Annotated in this window: 15 protein-coding genes and 2 tRNA genes; 2 read left to right on the top strand and 15 right to left on the bottom strand. The window is 69.0% G+C overall.

What is annotated here, in order from left to right; genetic code table 11:
- Positions 1-198: 198 nt before the first annotated feature.
- Genes H9X71_RS00085 through H9X71_RS00075 form a run of 3 tightly spaced genes read right to left on the bottom strand, consistent with a single transcriptional unit; the run spans position 199 to position 1,804 of the window.
- Positions 199-837 (bottom strand): anthranilate synthase component II, encoded by a 639-nt coding sequence (locus H9X71_RS00085; RefSeq protein WP_191147757.1) that lies wholly within the window; start codon positions 835-837, stop codon positions 199-201.
- A complete protein-coding gene (locus tag H9X71_RS00080) occupies positions 834-992 on the bottom strand; it encodes a hypothetical protein (protein ID WP_191147756.1) in 159 nt (52 codons plus the stop codon). Before H9X71_RS00080 ends, H9X71_RS00085 begins: the two co-directional genes overlap by 4 nt.
- Before the next feature lie 2 nt (positions 993-994).
- A complete protein-coding gene (locus tag H9X71_RS00075; RefSeq protein ID WP_191147755.1) occupies positions 995-1,804 on the bottom strand; it encodes a class E sortase in 810 nt (269 codons plus the stop codon).
- Between the two features lie 106 nt (positions 1,805-1,910).
- Between H9X71_RS00075 and H9X71_RS00070 the strand changes: the two genes are divergently transcribed.
- Positions 1,911-2,150 carry a cell division protein CrgA gene (locus tag H9X71_RS00070; protein ID WP_015488825.1) on the top strand — a complete coding sequence of 80 codons (240 nt, stop codon included), beginning with the start codon at positions 1,911-1,913 and terminating at the stop codon, positions 2,148-2,150.
- 392 nt (positions 2,151-2,542) lie between these two features.
- Here the strand turns inward: H9X71_RS00070 and H9X71_RS00065 are convergent, their stop codons facing one another.
- Together H9X71_RS00065 and H9X71_RS00060 are read right to left on the bottom strand one after the other, a co-directional pair.
- A complete protein-coding gene (locus H9X71_RS00065) occupies positions 2,543-3,406 on the bottom strand; it encodes a rhomboid family intramembrane serine protease (RefSeq protein ID WP_191147754.1) in 864 nt (287 codons plus the stop codon).
- Entirely contained in the window at positions 3,406-3,945 is a 540-nt protein-coding gene (locus H9X71_RS00060; RefSeq protein ID WP_191147753.1) for a peptidylprolyl isomerase, read from the bottom strand. The genes H9X71_RS00065 and H9X71_RS00060 overlap by 1 nt, the downstream gene beginning before the upstream one ends.
- 122 nt (positions 3,946-4,067) lie before the next feature.
- On the opposite strand from H9X71_RS00060, the gene H9X71_RS00055 reads away from it, so the two are divergent.
- Entirely contained in the window at positions 4,068-4,694 is a 627-nt protein-coding gene (locus tag H9X71_RS00055) for a hypothetical protein (RefSeq protein WP_236006373.1), read from the top strand.
- Positions 4,695-4,888: 194 nt separating this feature from the next.
- Here the strand turns inward: H9X71_RS00055 and H9X71_RS00050 are convergent.
- From H9X71_RS00050 to dnaA, 10 genes are all read right to left on the bottom strand, one after another.
- Positions 4,889-4,961: transfer RNA gene (locus H9X71_RS00050), tRNA-Ala, on the bottom strand.
- An 80-nt stretch (positions 4,962-5,041) separates the two neighbouring features.
- Positions 5,042-5,118 (bottom strand) — tRNA-Ile (locus H9X71_RS00045).
- Positions 5,119-5,166: 48 nt separating this feature from the next.
- Entirely contained in the window at positions 5,167-5,574 is a 408-nt protein-coding gene (locus H9X71_RS00040) for a DUF3566 domain-containing protein (RefSeq protein ID WP_094127053.1), read from the bottom strand.
- Positions 5,567-8,254, bottom strand: coding sequence for a DNA gyrase subunit A (gene gyrA, locus H9X71_RS00035; protein WP_191147752.1), 2,688 nt, complete (start codon positions 8,252-8,254; stop codon positions 5,567-5,569). Before gyrA ends, H9X71_RS00040 begins: the two co-directional genes overlap by 8 nt.
- An 82-nt stretch (positions 8,255-8,336) precedes the next feature.
- Entirely contained in the window at positions 8,337-10,382 is a 2,046-nt protein-coding gene (gene gyrB / locus H9X71_RS00030; RefSeq protein ID WP_244961667.1) for a DNA topoisomerase (ATP-hydrolyzing) subunit B, read from the bottom strand.
- Between the two features lie 188 nt (positions 10,383-10,570).
- Positions 10,571-11,083, bottom strand: a complete 513-nt coding sequence (locus H9X71_RS00025; RefSeq protein ID WP_012297501.1) for a DciA family protein — start codon at positions 11,081-11,083, stop codon at positions 10,571-10,573.
- Complete coding sequence (recF, locus tag H9X71_RS00020; RefSeq protein ID WP_191147751.1) at positions 11,080-12,291, bottom strand: DNA replication/repair protein RecF; 1,212 nt, start codon at positions 12,289-12,291, stop codon at positions 11,080-11,082. Before recF ends, H9X71_RS00025 begins: the two co-directional genes overlap by 4 nt.
- A 7-nt stretch (positions 12,292-12,298) precedes the next feature.
- Complete coding sequence (gnd, locus tag H9X71_RS00015) at positions 12,299-13,186, bottom strand: phosphogluconate dehydrogenase (NAD(+)-dependent, decarboxylating) (RefSeq protein ID WP_191147750.1); 888 nt, start codon at positions 13,184-13,186, stop codon at positions 12,299-12,301.
- A gap of 20 nt (positions 13,187-13,206) precedes the next feature.
- Positions 13,207-14,358 (bottom strand): DNA polymerase III subunit beta, encoded by a 1,152-nt coding sequence (gene dnaN / locus H9X71_RS00010; protein ID WP_191147749.1) that lies wholly within the window; start codon positions 14,356-14,358, stop codon positions 13,207-13,209.
- A 562-nt stretch (positions 14,359-14,920) separates the two neighbouring features.
- Positions 14,921-16,354 (bottom strand): chromosomal replication initiator protein DnaA, encoded by a 1,434-nt coding sequence (dnaA, locus tag H9X71_RS00005; RefSeq protein WP_053773242.1) that lies wholly within the window; start codon positions 16,352-16,354, stop codon positions 14,921-14,923.

Genomic DNA, 16,354 nt, shown 5'->3' with positions numbered 1-16,354 from the left:
TGCGCCCGGTCCGGCTTCCGCCCAGGACGCGTTGAGCGCCCGGGGACGGCGAGGCCGGACGCGGCGTCCAGATGCGCCGGCGTGTGACGGATCGTGATCCGCAGCCCTGCCCTCGACGTCGGGCTCGCTCGTGCTCGAGGCCGACGATGCGACCCGCGGTCGCCCGCGTCACCGGCCGGAAGGCTCGGGCGTACCGACTCAGGCGACGCGGACGAGCGGCGACAGCCGTGAGGACGTCTCGCGAGCCCCCGTGAGCCCCGCACCCTCGAGCCAGTTGCCCAGCATGCGGTAGCCACCCTCGGTGAGCACCGACTCCGGGTGGAACTGCACGCCGACGATCGGGGCGGCCTCGTGGCGCAGCCCCATGATGACCCCGCCCTCTGTCCGCGACGTGACCACGAGGTCCGAGGGGACGGTACCGTCCACGACGGCGAGCGAGTGGTAGCGCGTGGCCGTGAAGGGCTGCGGGACGCCGAGGTAGAACTCCCCGTCGTCGTGGGTGACCAGCGACGTCTTGCCGTGCATCAGCTCCTCGGCGTTCGTCACCGTGGCGCCGAAGGCCTCGGCGATCGCCTGATGCCCCAGGCAGACGCCGAGCAGCGGCGTGCCGGACGAGAGCGCCGCCGTGACGGTGGGTATGGAGACCCCGGCCTCCGAGGGCTTGCCCGGCCCGGGGGACACGAGGACGGCGTCGTACTCCGAGATCACTCCGGCCATGTCGGCATCCGCGTGGTCGTCGTTGCGCATCACGGTCGTCTCTGCGCCGAGCTGCTGGAGATACCCGTTGAGCGTGTAGACGAAGCTGTCGTAGTTGTCGATGACGAGGACGCGGGTCACTGGTGCACCGTGACTTCCTGGGTGTTGACGATGGAGTCGACCCAGGGGAAGACCCAGGTGACGAGGGAGTAGAGGATCACCGCGACGAGGACGAGGACGATGAGCAGGCGGATCCATGCCGGTCCGGGCAGGATGCGCCAGAGCGCCGCGTACACGGTCAGCCCGCCTTCGCGAACGACGTGCCCGCGAGGGCGGCGGGAGTGGACGCGTCCGACCGCGGCTGCCACGACTCGAAGACGCTGTAGGCGACCACGCGCTCGGCGGCCGAGAACAGCGGGTTGCAGCTCGTCATCGTGAGGATCCGATCCCCGGCCTGCGCATCGGGCGCCTGCGGCACCTCGTTGAGCACGTCGACTCCGGTGGGCTTCACGTACTCGAGTGTACGGAAGCGGTACGTGTACCAGCCGTCCTGCGTCTCGACGACGATGGCGTCCCCGACGCGCAGATCGGTGATCTGGTTGAACGGCTTCCCGTACGTCGTGCGGTGCGCCGCGACCGCGAAGTTCCCCACCTCGCCGGGCATCTGCGTCTCCCGGTAGTGGCCGATCTTGCCCAGGTTGAGCACGTCGCCCAAGCCGACACCCGTGGCGACGGGCACCACGTAGTCGGGGCCGAACCGCGGGATGTAGATGTTGCCGAAGTCGGTGGCGTTCGAGGCGGGGGCGGCGGTGACGACGGGCTCGCCCGCCGCCGCCGGAGCCGCCGGCGAGGCCGCCGGGTCGGGCGAGGCCTCGACCTGGGGTGCCGCCGTGGCCCAGCTGCGGCTGTTCTCCAGCGCCTGGTCGCGCTGGCCGCTGCTGACAACGATGTCGTTGAACCAGAGCTGCCAGCCCAGGAACAGCATGATGAGGACGCCCGCCGTGAGGAGCAGCTCGCCCAGCACCCCGACCGCGCCGAGCAGGAGTCCGTCGCGCCTGCCGCGGCGCCGCAGGGCGCGGCGTGAGGGGGCGGGATCCTGTGGGGTCATGTGCCGATTGTAGGTGGCGCGAATGCACGCTCCACCCCGCGCGAGGGCCCGTGGATGCGGGCAGTCTCCCGGGACCGGTGGAGGAGGCTCCCGCTAGAATCACCGCATGGCCCGCGACAAGACGACGAGACCCTCCCGCCAGGAACGCGTGCGCGACGAGGACGCCCCGAACCCCGTGTGGTTCAAGCCCATCATGTTCGGCTTCATGCTCGTGGGCCTCGCCTGGCTCATCGTGTACTACGTCAGCCTCAACGCGTTCCCCATCCCCGACCTCGGCGTCGGCAACATCCTCATCGGCTTCGGCCTCATCCTGGTCGGCTTCCTCATGACCACCAGGTGGCGCTGACCCCAGTGTCGACCACGAGAGCCCGTCACCGTCACCGGTGGCGGGCTCTTCTGCATCCCCGACCACTCCCCCGCGCGAGCCGTTGTCCACAGACGGCCTGTGGAGAAGCATCCCCACATGTGGAGAACACAGACGCCGCGATCGTCTTCCGGCAGGCGCTGCGTGGGTTACACGCCGATGGGCATCAGCACGGGCGTCCGGTCGTCACTCACGCGACATGGGCCGGATCCTCCGGGCGACGGTCGCCGCCGTAATCACACGCGTGTAACTATCCCCACTGTGGAGGGGCCTGTGGATAACCCCGCGCCCCACGGGGGAGCCGCAGCAGGACGGGCGAGCGGGCACGACGACGACGTCCCGGACGGGACGATCGCGCTGGGAGCCCCGAGGGCCTAGAGGGTGACGGGGACGAACGCCGCCACGGCGAGGATCCCGACCGCGAGCCCGACGAGCGCGCCGATCTGCGCGCCGCGCTGCCGTTCGGCGCGCGTGCGCAGGAGCACGAGGGCGACGACGGCGCCCGTCACCAGACCGCCGACGTGCGCCTGCCAGGAGACGCCCTGGATGACGAAGCCGAGGAGGAGGTTGAGCACGATGACGCCGAGCAGCGGTCCGACGTTCCCGCCGAGCTTCCGCGCGAGCACGAAGTAGCCGCCCATCAGCCCGAAGATCGCGCCGGAGGCGCCCACGACGGCCTGCAGCGGCTCGCCCATGGCGGCGCCGATGAGCTCCACGCCGAGCGAGCCGCCGAGCGCGGAGACCAGGAAGAGGGCGAGGAAGCGGGCGCGTCCGAGCATGGGCTCGAGGACGCGGCCGAAGACGAAGACGGAGAGCATGTTGAGCACGATGTGGAGGATGCTCGACGGCGAGTGCGTGAAGGCGCTCGTGAGCATCCGCCACGGCTCGTAGTCACCCGACGCGAGGCTGCCGTAGACCGGCGCGAACCACAGCGACGTGGTGACGAGGTCCCCTACAAGGGGCAAGACCTGCAGGATCCAGACCACGGCGCAGACGGCCATGATCGCGTAGGTCACGACGGGCGCGGAGCTCCGCGTCATCCGCGTGACGAACGGGGCCCGGGTGCGAGGAGCGGTGCGGCGCTGCTCCTTCATGTCCTCCGGGCAGATCACCCCGACGGCGGCCGGCGTCTGGCACTCGGGGCAGATGGTCCGCCCGCATCGCTGGCACAGCACGAAGCTCTGCCGGTCGGGGTGCCGGTAGCAGCGGTCGGCCGCCGTACGGGGTGAATCGGTCATCAGACCTTCTCGACGGTGACGCTCTCGATCACGACGTCCTCGCGGGGACGGTCGCGGCCGTCGGTCGGGACGGCGTTGAGCGCGTCGACGACCTTCTTGGACGCGTCGTCGGCCACCTCGCCGAAGATCGTGTGCTTGCCCTGGAGCCAGGTGGTGGGCGCCGTGGTGATGAAGAACTGCGAGCCGTTCGTGCCGCGGCCGCCCTGGGTGCCGGCGTTCGCCATGGCCAGGATGTAGGGCTTCGAGAAGTCGAGGTCGCGGCTGATCTCGTCGTCGAACTGGAAGCCGGGGCCGCCGGTGCCCTGGCCGAGCGGGTCGCCGCCCTGGAGCATGAAGTCCTTGATGATGCGGTGGAAGACGACGCCGTCGTACAGCGGGTCGTTCGACTTCTTGCCGGTCTGGGGGTGGGTCCACTCCTTCTCGCCGGTGGCGAGGCCGACGAAGTTCTCGACGGTCTGGGGCGCGTGCGACCCGAAGAGGTTGAGGACGATGGTGCCGTGGTTGGTCGTCATGGTGGCGACGTGAGTGTGCGCAGACATGGAGCAATGGTCTCACGGCGGAGCTGGGACTCGGCGGACGCACAGGGTTCGTCGTGTTTGCCCGCAGTGGCACCCGTGCCAGACTGAAGATCCTGGCGATATCACACCGATGGAGGTCCCCCTTGGGTCTGTCACGCAAGAACAAGAAGGAGTTGGCGAAGCTCCGCACCCACGCGGCCGCCGTCCTCAAGGAGCAGCGCGAGGTCCTCGACCGGGCCAACGTCGTCGTGGCCGAGGCCGCGCACACCGCCCGCAAGCTCTCCGACCAGCACGTCGTCCCCGCCGTCAAGCGCGGCGTCGACGACCACATCCGTCCCGGCTACGAGGCGGGCGCGGAGCGCGTGCGCACCGCCGCGGACTCCGCCTACAAGGGCCTCACCCACACGGTCCTCCCGGCCGTCGCCGGCGCCGCGGGTTCCGCCGTCGCCGCGACCGAGGGCATCCGCAACAGCAAGCAGGTCAAGGACGCCGTCAAGAAGGCCGGCCAGGTCTCCTCGAAGGCGCAGGAGTTCGGCAAGCACTACGTCGACAACGGCCGCTCCTACGTGGGGCGCTACGTCCCCCAGGCCGCGCCGGCGAAGAAGGGGCTCGGCTTCGGCGGAGTCGCCCTCATCGCCCTCGGCGTCGTGGTCGTCGGCGGCGTCGGCTACGCGCTGTACCAGACGTTCCGCGCCGACGACGACCTCTGGATCGCCGATGACGAGCCCGAGGCCGTCGACGGGACCGCGAAGGACCAGCCCGCGAGCTGATCACCGCACCTCGATCGACCGCGATCGCAGGAAGGCCCGGACACCGAGAGGTGTCCGGGCCTTCGTCGTCGCCGGGCACCATGACGGCTGTCCGCCATCCTGCATCGACGACGTCCGCCGGTTGTGACGGCGCAGGGAGGAGAGGCTGGATGCAGCGGCGAGGAGCGCCGGCTCGGAGAGGACCCGGCGAGATGTGGAGTCACGGGGAATCGAACCCCGGACCTCCTGCTTGCAAAGCAGGCGCTCTACCAATTGAGCTATGACCCCGAACGGCGAGACCCGCGACGCGGTGCGATCGGCCGACTCGATTCCCGCCAGGCCCCCGGATCACGCGGATCCGGGGGTGTTGGTGGGGATACCAGGATTTGAACCTGGGACCTCTTCATTATCAGTGAAGCGCTCTAACCAACTGAGCTATATCCCCATCGGGCAGGACTACGTTACCGTACGCCTGCCCGTTTCTCCCAATCGGCTACGCGTTGGTGAAGCCGACGAGGACACCGCCCGTGATGCGCACGCTGAGGTTGTACAGCAGCGCGGCGACGGCACCGAGGACGGTGCCGACGACGATGTTGAGCACGGCCACCACGATGGCGAAGCCGAGCACCTGGCCGAGACCGAACACGTCCTGCAGGGAGAAGTCCGCGGATCCGGAGACCTCCTGGAACAGCTGGTCCACCGTGCCGAACACGTTCGTGGTCTGCAGCACGACGTAGATGAGGAACGTGGCCACGACCGTGATGACGCCGAGCACGACGGAGAAGAGGAAGGCGAGCTTGAGCGCCGACCAGAAGTCGACGTACACGAGCTTGAGACGCACCTGCTTGGTGGTTGTCGCTCGCGACGACTTCTTCGCGAGCTTCTCGGCGACACTACTCATCGGGTGTTCCCTTCCCAGCAGCGGTACCGTCGGACGCGTCGGGCGCAGCTTCGGGGACCACCAGGTTGCGTTCGGAGTTCTTGGCCAGTGAGATGATCCTGTCGTCGTCCGCGAAACGGGCGAACACGACACCCATGGTGTCTCTGCCCTTCGCCGGGACCTCGGCCACCGCAGAGCGTACCACCTTGCCGCTGGCGAGCACGACGAGGATCTCGTCGTCCTCGCCCACGATCAGCGCGCCGGCGAGGTCGCCGCGGGCATCCTGCAGCTTGGCCACCTTGATGCCCATGCCGCCGCGGTTCTGCACGCGGTACTGGTCCGCCGCGGTGCGCTTGGCGAAGCCGCCCTCGGTGACCACGAAGACGAAGCCCTGCTCGCCGACGACGGAGGCGCTGAGCAGCGTGTCGTCCCCGCGGAACGTCATGCCCTTCACGCCCGAGGTCGAGCGACCCATGGGCCGGAGGGCGGAGTTGTCGGCGGAGAACCGCAGCGACATGCCCTTGCGCGACACGAGCAGCAGGTCGTCGTCCTCGTCCACGAGCAGCGCCGACACGAGCGCATCGCCGTCGCGGAGGTTGATCGCGATGATGCCGCCCGTGCGGTTCGTGTCGTACTCCGTGAGGGCCGTCTTCTTCATCAGACCGTCGCGGGTCGCGAGCACGAGGTACTGCGCCACCTGGTAGTCGCGGATGTCGAGGACCTGCTGGATCTCCTCGTCGGGCTGCATGGCGAGCAGGTTGGCGACGTGCTGGCCCTTGGCGTCGCGGCCGGCCTCCTGCAGCTCGTACGCCTTGGCGCGGTAGACGCGGCCCTTGTCCGTGAGGAAGAGGAGCCAGTGGTGCGTCGTGGTGACGAAGAAGTGCTCGACCACGTCGTCGGCCCGGAGCTGCGCGCCGCGGACGCCCTTGCCGCCGCGGTGCTGGCTGCGGTAGTTGTCGATGCGCGTGCGCTTGATGTACCCGCCGCGCGTGACCGTGACCACCATCTCCTCCTCGGGGATGAGGTCCTCCATGCTCATGTCGCCGTCGAAGCCGAGCATGATCTCCGTGCGCCGGTCGTCGCCGTACTTGTCGGTGATCTCCTGCAGCTCGGTGCTGATGATCTCGCGCTGCACGGACGGCGTCGCCAGGATGTGCTTGTACTCGGCGATGCGCTCCTCGAGCTCGGCCGCCTGGTCCTGGATCTTCTGGCGCTCGAGCGCCGCGAGGCGGCGCAGCTGCATCTCGAGGATGGCGTTGGCCTGGAGCTCGTCGATGTCGAGCAGCTTCATCAGCCCGCTGCGCGCGACCTCGACCGTCTCAGACCGGCGGATGAGGGCGATGACCTCGTCGAGGGCGTCGAGCGCCTTGAGGTAGCCGCGCAGGATGTGGGCGCGCGCCTCGGCCTCGTTGAGCCGGTACTGCGTGCGGCGCACGATGACGTCGATCTGGTGGTCGACCCACGCGGAGATGAAGCCGTCGAGCGCGAGCGTGCGCGGGATCCCGTCGACGATCGCGAGCATGTTCGCGCCGAAGTTCTCCTGCAGCTGCGTGTGCTTGTAGAGGTTGTTCAGCACGACCTTCGCGACCGCGTCGCGCTTCAGCACGATGACGAGGCGCTGGCCGGTGCGGCCCGAGGTCTCGTCGCGGATGTCGGCGACGCCGCCGAGCTTGCCGTCCTTCACGAGCTCGGCGATCTTGATGGCCAGGTTGTCGGGGTTGACCTGGTACGGCAGCTCGGTGACCACGAGGCACACGCGCCCCTGGATCTCCTCGACCGCGACCACGGCGCGCATCGTGATGGACCCGCGGCCCGTCCGGTACGCGTCGATGATGCCCTTGGTGCCGAGCACCTGCGCGCCCGTGGGGAAGTCGGGGCCCTTGATCCGCTCGAGGAGCGCCTCGAGCAGCTCCTCCCGGTTCGCGTCCGGGTGCGCGAGCAGCCACTGGGCGCCGGCGGCGACCTCGCGGAGGTTGTGCGGCGGGATGTTGGTGGCCATGCCGACCGCGATGCCGACGGATCCGTTGACCAGCAGGTTCGGGAAGCGCGACGGCAGGATCTTCGGCTCGAGCGTGCGACCGTCGTAGTTGTCCTGGAAGTCGACGGTGTCCTCGGTGATGTCCCGGACCATCTCCATGGCGAGCGGGGCCATCTTGGTCTCGGTGTACCGGGGGGCGGCCGCGCCGTCGTTGCCGGCGGAGCCGAAGTTGCCCTGGCCGAGCGCGAGCGGGTAGCGCAGGCTCCACGGCTGCACGAGGCGCACCAGCGCGTCGTAGATGGAGGAGTCGCCGTGCGGGTGGAACTGGCCCATGACCTCGCCGACCACGCGGGCCGACTTGAAGAACGAGCGGTCGGGGCGGTACCCGCCGTCGTACATGGCGTAGATCACGCGGCGGTGGACGGGCTTCAAGCCGTCCCGCACCTCGGGGAGTGCGCGCTGCACGATGACGCTCATGGCGTAGTCGAGGAACGAGCGCTGCATCTCGAGCTGGAGGTCGACCTGCTCGATGCGGTCGTGCGTGACCACGACCGTGGCGTCGGGGTCGATGATGGCGCCCGGCAGGGAGTCGGAAGCCGCGGCGGCGGAGGACGCCGGCGTCACGCCCTCCTGGGGGAGCGCGTCGTCGGTGGACGATGCCTGCTCGTCGTCCGGGGTCGCCCCCGTGCCCTGCTCGTCGTCCGGAGTGTTGTCGTCGGCCATGGAGGTCCCGTTCAGATGTCGATGGAGCGTGGAGTCGATGCGGGGCGGCGGCCGGGATCGGGCCGGGCCGCCGCGCGGCCGATCAGATGTCGAGGAACCGGACGTCCTTGGCGTTGCGCTGGATGAAGCTGCGTCGCGACTCGACGTCCTCGCCCATCAGCGTCGAGAAGACCTCGTCCGCCCCGGCCGCGTCGTCGAGGGTGACCTGCATGAGCGTGCGCGTGGCGGGATCCATGGTGGTCTCCCACAGCTCCTTGTAGTCCATCTCGCCGAGGCCCTTGTAGCGCTGGATGCCGTTGTCCTTCGGGATCCGCTTGCCGTTCGCCTGCCCGTGCGCCAGCAGCGCGTCGCGCTCGGCGTCCGTGTAGACGTACTGGTGGTCGGCGTTCGACCACTTGAGCCGGTACAGCGGCGGCTGCGCGAGGTACACGTAGCCGAGCTCGATGAGCGGCCGCATGTAGCGGAACAGCAGGGTGAGCAGCAGGGTCGTGATGTGCTGGCCGTCGACGTCCGCGTCGGCCATCAGCACGATCTTGTGGTACCTGACCTTCTCGGCGTTGAAGTCCTCGCCGATGCCCGCGCCGAACGCGGTGATCATGGACTGCACCTCGTTGTTCTGCAGCGCGCGGTCGAGGCGGGCCTTCTCCACGTTGAGGATCTTGCCCCGCAGCGGCAGGATCGCCTGCGTCGTGGGGTTCCGGCCCTGCACCGCGGATCCGCCGGCCGAGTCGCCCTCGACCAGGAAGACCTCGGAGAGCGCCGGGTCCTTGCTCTGGCAGTCCTTGAGCTTGCCGGGCATGCCGCCCGACTCGAGCAGGCCCTTGCGTCGGGTCTGCTCGCGCGCCTTGCGCGCGGCGAGCCGCGCCTGGGACGCCTGCATGCCCTTGCGGATGATGTCCTTCGCCTGCGACGGGTTCTTCTCGAGCCAGTCGCCGAGCTGCTGGCCGACGATGCGCTGGACGTAGGCCTTCGCCTCCGTGTTGCCGAGCTTCGTCTTCGTCTGGCCCTCGAACTGCGGCTCGCCGAGCTTCACGGAGATGACGGCGGTGAGGCCCTCGCGGACGTCGTCGCCCGTGAGGTTCTCGTCCTTCTCGCGGAGCAGCTTGTTCTCCCGCGCGTAGCGGTTCACCAGCGTGGTGAGCGCCGCGCGGAACCCCTCCTCGTGCGTGCCGCCCTCGTGCGTGTTGATGGTGTTCGCGTAGGTGTGGACGCTCTCCGTGTAGGAGGTGGTCCACTGCATCGCGACCTCGAGGCTGATCTTCTTGACCGTGTCCTCGGACTCGAAGGCGATGACGTCGGCGTTGACGACCTCGGTCTTCTTCGCCTTCACGAGGTGCTCGACGTAGTCGACGAGGCCCCGCTCGTAGAGGAACTTCTCGGTGCGGTGCTCCGCGGGGTCGCCCGAGCGCTCGTCGTGGAGCGTGAGCGCGAGGCCCTTGTTGAGGAACGCCATCTGCTGGAAGCGCGCGCGGAGCGTGTCGTAGTCGAACTCGACGGTCTCGAAGATCTCGCGGCTCGGCCAGAAGGTGATGGTGGTGCCGGTCTCGGTGGATCCCTCGCCCTTCTCCAGCGGCGCGTCCGGCACGCCGATGGTGAAGCTCTGGCGCCAGACGGCGCCCTGGCGACGCACCTCGACGTCGAGGCGCTCCGACAGCGCGTTGACCACGGAGCTGCCGACGCCGTGCAGTCCGCCCGACACCGCGTACCCGCCGCCGCCGAACTTGCCGCCGGCGTGCAGCTTCGTGAGCACGAGCTCGACGGTGGAGATGCCCTCGACGGGGTGGATGTCGACCGGGATCCCGCGGCCGTCGTCGACGACGCGGATGCCGCCGTCACGGCGCATGGTGACCTGGATGTCGCTGGCGTAGCCGGCGAGGGCCTCGTCGACCGAGTTGTCGACGATCTCGCTCACCAGGTGGTGCAGGCCGCGGGGTCCGGTGGACCCGATGTACATGCCGGGCCGCTTGCGCACGGCCTCCAGGCCCTCGAGCACCTGGATCTCGTTGGCGCCGTAGTCGTTGCTCACCTGCTGGCGCGTGATGTGGTCGGAGTCGTTGTGCGTCTCCTCGACCTCCACCTCGTCAGGGGTGGAGTCGTCGGGGAGGTCCTGAGAGGCATCCGATGTCATGGGGTGGTGGCTCCTGCCGCGTCGACGCGCCCCTGCCCGACGGCGGTCGCGCGCCGATCACGAGGTGATCCGCCGACCGTCGTCCCTTGGCTGCGGGCGACCCCTCATTCTATCGCAGGAGTAGGCTCCGCACCGCCTATCCGGCCCGCTGACGCGTTTTCGCGCCGGGGGTGAGGTGATTCGCCTCCCTAGCCGTAGGTATCGCGCGGACCCCGCCCTGGGATCGACCTGGGACCCTTTTTCCAGGACGGGGCGTTGGGCCCCTGGAAGCGGATCGACCGGATGCCCGCGTCGGGGAAGCGCTCGGCGATGCGCGTCGTGATCTCCACGCGCATCAACCGGAGCTGCGTCGCCCACGCCGTGGACTCGCACTCGACGGTGAGCAGGCCGTCCTCGATGCCGACGGGAGAGGAGTGCACGGCGGTCTCCTCGCCGGCGATGGTGGTCCACGCGGCCATGAGCTCGGCCTGCGAGAGGGACGAGGTCCACCCCATCCGCGATGTGAGCGAATCCATGACGTTCCCGAGGGAGTCCGGATCCCGCCCGGGCTGGAAGGGCGAGCTGCCGGCCTTCTGCTCGCGGCGCTTCCGTGCGGAGGGCGAGCGCACCGACGCGTCGCCGAACACCCGGCGGAATCGTCGGTAGACGGCGACCGCCTCGGACTCCGGCATCGGGCCGCCGTCGGGAGCACGGGGGATCACGCCCCTCCCCCGTCCTCGTCGGCTGACGTCACCGGGTTCGGCGCCTCCACGATCTCGCCTGCCCGGATGTGCACCGCGTTCGCCGCCAGGTGCGCGGGCACGTCCTCGAACACGGCGGCGGTGATGAGCACCTGCTCGAACCCGGTGACGGCCTCCGCGAGGCGGCCGCGCCGGGCCTGGTCGAGCTCGGCGAACACGTCGTCGAGGATGAGGACCGGGTCCCCCGTCTGCGAGTCGCGTCGCAGCAGCTCCGCCGAGGCGAGCTTGATGGCGAGGGCGAACGACCACGACTCCCCGTGGCTGGCGTAGCCCTTCGCGGGTAACCCGTTGAGGCGGAACAGCACGTCGTCGCGGTGGGGGCCCACCAGGGTGAGGCCGCGCTCCAGCTCGCGGGGGCGCATCCGCGCGATGGCGGCGGCGAACACCGGGACCACGTCCTCGGTCCGCGTGAACCGCGCGCCGTCGCGAGCGCCGGACTCGTCTGCCCCGTCGTCCTCCCCCGGGTCGTCGGCGAGGATGCTGAGCTCCGGTCGCGCCGACGGGCCGTGGTCGGATCCCGCCACCGCCAGGTAGGCGCGCGCCAGCTCCGGCTGCAAGGCTTCCACGAGTGCTCCGCGCGCCGCGATGATCTGCGAGCCGATGGACACCAGCCGCTCATCCCAGATGTCGAGGGTCCCGAGCAAGTCGGCCTTCATCCCCCGCGCGCGAGCGGACTTCAGCAGGGTGTTGCGCTGTTTGAGCGCCCGCTCGTAGTCCGAGAGGACGCCCGCCAGGCGCGGGGTGCGGAGCACGAGCAGCTGGTCGAGCAGCCGGCGCCGACCGGACGGATCGCCGCGCACGAGCGCGAGGTCCTCCGGCGCGAACAGCACGCTCGAGAAGTACCGCGGGAGCTCGCGCGGCTTCGTCGGCGTGCTGTTGACCTGCGCGCGGTTCGCCGCCGAGCGGTTGATCTGCACCTCGACCCGGAGCTCGCGACCCGCGTGCTGCAGCAGCGCCCGGATCACGGCGGACTCCGCCCCCTGGCGGATCAGCGCCTGGTCGGTGGAGACGCGGTGCGACCCGAGCGTGCTCAGGAAGCCCAGCGCCTCCACCAGGTTCGTCTTGCCCTGCCCGTTGCTCCCCACGAAGAGGGTCGCCCCGGGCAGGAGCTCGACGTCCGCGCGGGTGTAGTTGCGGAAGTCACCCAGGGAGAGGTGACGGACGATCATCCGGTGGTCAGGACTTCTTCTGCACCGAGTGGCCGCCGAACTGGTTGCGCAGCGCCGCGACGGCCTTCATGGCCGGCGAGTCCTCCTGGCGGGAGGAGAAGCGCGCGAAGATCGACGCGCTGATGGCGGGCATCGGGACGGCGTTGTCGAGCGCCTCCTCGATCGTCCAGCGGCCCTCGCCCGAGTCCTGCACGAAGCCCTCGATGTCGGCGAAGCCCGGGTCCTCCTTGAGCGCCTTGACCAGCAGCTCGAGCAGCCAGGAGCGCACGACCGTGCCGCGCTGCCACGCCTCGAACGTGCCGGTGACGTCCTTGATGATGTCCGTGCGAGCAGCGAGGAGCTCGTAGCCCTCCGCGAACGACTGCATCATCGCGTACTCGATGCCGTTGTGGACCATCTTCGCGTAGTGCCCGGCGCCGGAGTCGCCGACGTGGACGAAGCCCTCCTCGCGAGGACCCTCGGGACGCAGCGCGTCGAAGACGGGCATCGCGCGCTGGACCTGCTCGGCGGGGCCGCCGACCATGAGGCCGTAGCCGTTCTCGAGGCCCCAGACGCCGCCCGAGACGCCGGCGTCGACGAAATCGATGCCCTTGTCCTTGAGCAGGCCCGCGTGGGCGAAGTCGTCGGTGAACTTGGAGTTGCCGCCGTCGATGACGAGGTCGCCCGGCTCGAGGATGCGAGCGAGGTCGCCCACGACGTTCTGCGTCACCTTGCCCGCGGGCACCATGACCCAGACCAGGCGCGGGGTGGGCAGCGCCGCCGCCAGGTCCTCGAGCGTGGCCACGTCGGAGACATCCGGGTTGGTGTCGTAGCCGGTCACCTCGATGCCGTTCTTCTCGAGGCGCGCGCGCATGCGAGCGCCCATCTTGCCGAGTCCGACGAGTCCGATGTGCATGTTCTCTCCTTGATCGCGGTCTAGCGCAGCAGCAGGTTCGGCTGCAGCAGGTACCGGTAGTTGTCTGCTCCAGCCTGGTCCTTCGACGACTGACTGGTGATCAGCACGGGACCGGGCTTGTTGGGGTTGTCCGTCTTCGTGAACGACAGGCGGACGAACTCGGAGTGGACGGCGCCGAGGCCGTCCAGCAGGAACTGCGGCTTGAGCGAGACCACGGTGTCCACGCCGGTGAGGAGGGCGTCGATGCTCTCCGATGCCTGCGCGTGCTCGGAGCCGATGGCCTCCAGGGTGAGGCCGTCGATGGTGAAGGTGAAGCGCAGGGCCGCCTCGCGCTCGAGGACGAGCTGCACGCGCCGCGTGGCCTCGATGAGGTCGGCGGTGTTGATGACCGCGTAGTTGTCGACCGTCTCGGGGAAGAGGCGCTTGACGGGCGGGAAGTTGCCGCGGATGAGCAGCGACGTGACCGTCTTCCGGTCGGCGCTGAAGGCGATGAGCTGGCGGTCGTCGGTATCGGTGATGGCCACCGAGATCGTGCCGCTGTGGCCGAACGTCTTGCCGATCTCCTGCAGCGTGCGCGCGGGCACGAGGGCGGTCCGGCTGGCGCCGTCCGTCGTGGAGTCGCCGCCGTCCCAGTCGATCTCCCGCACCGCGACGCGGTAGCGGTCGGTCGCGATGAGGCCGAGGCTGGTCTCCCCCACCTCGAGCTGCACGCCGGTGATGACGGGGGTCACGTCGTCGCGCGAGGCGGCGACGGCGACCTGCGACACGGCCGCCGCGAAATGCTCGGCCGGCAGGAGGCCGGACTGCTCGGAGATCTGCGGCAGGGTCGGGTACTCCTCGACGGGCATGCTCAGCAGCGTGAAGTGGGCGGATCCGCACGAGACGGAGATCTTCGAGTCCTCGGTCGTGAAGCGCACCGGCGCGTTCGGCAGCCGGTTGGCGATGTCGGCCAGCAGGCGACCGGAGACGAGCACGCGACCGGCCTCCTCGATGTCCGCCTGGATCTGCGTGCGCGCCGAGACCTCGTAGTCGAACGACGACAGCATCAGCCCGTCCTCGGTCGCCTCGATGAGCACACCGCTGAGGATCGGGAGGGTCGTGCGCTGGGGCAGCAGCTTGACGGCGAAGGACACCGCCTCGCTGAAGACGTCCCTGTTGACTTGGAACTTCACGTTGTGGACCCCTCGATGAGCGGAAGATTTGTCGGTCAATGCTAGCCGTGCCGACGGGGGCCTCCACGACCGTCGATCCCTCCACACCCTGAGGTTCTTGGGCGACATCCAATGAAGGGTTTAAGGATCAATAGTCTTAACCGCTGTGGAATCTGTGGACAACTCCCGGAGTCCCGGTCATCGAGGGGGAACTACACGTCTGGAAGTTGTGGGACGCGTGTGGAGCGGCCTGGGGACTCGGCGGAACGACCTCCTGGCGACGGAGCCCGTTCCACAGGCGACCTCCGCGAACCCACATCGCGTCCGGCGGTTCTCCACAGTTATCCACACTCTGTGCACACTGTGGGGAACGACCTCTCTGACCCGCATCGGAGACCCTCGGGCGTCCGGCCAGCGCGTCCGAGCGTCGGGATCGTCCTCGTCGAGGCTTCCTCGGCGGCACGGTGGACGCCCATCGCACCGACTTGGGGCACCGGAGACAGCAGAAGGGGCCGGACCCCTGGTCCGACCCCTTCTCCCCCGTCGTGCTCCGCTCACAGCCCCGGGGCGCGAGCGCACGGCGTCACATCTTGCCGTAGCGGTGGTTCTGCTTGATCCGGCTCGTGAGCTCCGTGACCTGGTTGTAGATGGACCGACGCTCCTTCATGAGCTCGGTGATCTTCTTGTTCGCGTACATGACCGTGGTGTGGTCGCGGTTGCCGAACAGCTGGCCGATCTTCGGCAGCGAGAGGTTCGTCAGCTCCCGGCACAGGTACATGGCGATCTGCCGGGCCGTGGCGACCGCCTGCGAGCGCGACGAGCCGTACAGGTCGTCGACGGTCAGCTTGAAGTAGGCAGCGGTGTGGTTGATGATGTCGACCGGCGCGATGACGTTGTCCTCGTCGAGCGTGATGAGGTCCTTGAGCACCGTCTGCACGAGCGCGAGGTCGACCGGCGTCTTGTTGAGGCTCGCGAAGGCCGTGACGCGGATGAGCGTGCCCTCGAGCTCGCGGATGTTCGAGGTGACCTTCGTGGCCATGTACTCGAGGATGTCGTCCGGCACCTGCAGCTTCTCGCTCTGGGCCTTCTTCCGCAGGATCGCGATGCGGGTCTCGAGGTCCGGCGCCTGCACGTCGGTGATCAGGCCCCACTCGAAGCGCGAGCGCATCCGGTCCTCGAAGCCCGTGAGGTGCTTCGGGGGCAGGTCGCTCGTGATGACCACCTGCTTGTTGTGGTCGTGCAGCGTGTTGAAGGTGTGGAAGAAGGCCTCCTGGGTGGAGTCCTTGCCCTGGAGGAACTGGATGTCGTCGATCAGGAGGATGTCGTTGTCGCGGTAGCGCGACTGGAACAGCGATGAGCGGTTGTTCGCGATCGAGTTGATGAAGTCGTTCGTGAACTCCTCGGAGCTCACGTACCGCACGCGGATGCCCGGGTAGAGGCTGATGGCGTAGTGCCCGATCGCGTGGAGCAGGTGGGTCTTGCCCAACCCGGAGTCCCCGTAGATGAAGAGGGGGTTGTAGGCCTTGGCGGGCGCCTCGGCGACCGCGACCGCTGCTGCGTGGGCGAAGCGGTTGGATCCGCCGATGACGAAGGTGTCGAAGCCGTACTTCGGGTTGAGGCGGGAGTCGCCGCGGGACGGCGACGCGGGCAGCCCGGGGTTGTCCGTGGGCGCGGTGATGGTCGGCGTCTCGATGTAGGGCTGCTCGGCGGCCGGCTCGGGGTGCTGGGCGAAGGCGTCCTGCGCGATCTCGGGGTTGACCACGATGGCGAAGTTGCTCACGCCGGCCGCCTCGTCGAGCGAGCCGATGGCGTTGAGGAGGGGGACGCGGATGCGCTGCTCGAGCATCCCGCGGGTCAGGTCGTTGGGCACCTCGAGGTAGAGGGTGCCGGTCATCACGCCCTTCGGCTCGACCAGGCTGATGAAGCCGTGCAGCTGCGGCGTGATGCGGTCGTCCGCGGTGAGGGCGGACAGCACCTTCTGCCAGATCGCGTGCGTCGGGTCGGAGCGGTCGGACAT

The organism is Clavibacter zhangzhiyongii (genome assembly GCF_014775655.1).
GTDB classification, from domain to species: domain Bacteria; phylum Actinomycetota; class Actinomycetes; order Actinomycetales; family Microbacteriaceae; genus Clavibacter; species Clavibacter zhangzhiyongii.
This window is presented reverse-complemented; position numbering and strand designations above follow the sequence as displayed.

Coding starts and splice junctions, on each gene's coding strand:
- recF (WP_191147751.1), bottom strand. CDS start 12,291: ATGATCGTCCGTCACCTCTCCCTGGGTGACTTCCGCAACTACACCCGC.
- H9X71_RS00060 (WP_191147753.1), bottom strand. CDS start 3,945: ATGTCTGCGCACACTCACGTCGCCACCATGACGACCAACCACGGCACC.
- gnd (WP_191147750.1), bottom strand. CDS start 13,186: ATGCACATCGGACTCGTCGGACTCGGCAAGATGGGCGCTCGCATGCGC.
- H9X71_RS00075 (WP_191147755.1), bottom strand. CDS start 1,804: ATGACCCCACAGGATCCCGCCCCCTCACGCCGCGCCCTGCGGCGCCGC.
- gyrB (WP_244961667.1), bottom strand. CDS start 10,382: ATGACATCGGATGCCTCTCAGGACCTCCCCGACGACTCCACCCCTGAC.
- dnaA (WP_053773242.1), bottom strand. CDS start 16,354: ATGTCCGACCGCTCCGACCCGACGCACGCGATCTGGCAGAAGGTGCTG.
- H9X71_RS00070 (WP_015488825.1), top strand. CDS start 1,911: ATGGCCCGCGACAAGACGACGAGACCCTCCCGCCAGGAACGCGTGCGC.
- H9X71_RS00040 (WP_094127053.1), bottom strand. CDS start 5,574: ATGAGTAGTGTCGCCGAGAAGCTCGCGAAGAAGTCGTCGCGAGCGACA.
- gyrA (WP_191147752.1), bottom strand. CDS start 8,254: ATGGCCGACGACAACACTCCGGACGACGAGCAGGGCACGGGGGCGACC.
- H9X71_RS00065 (WP_191147754.1), bottom strand. CDS start 3,406: ATGACCGATTCACCCCGTACGGCGGCCGACCGCTGCTACCGGCACCCC.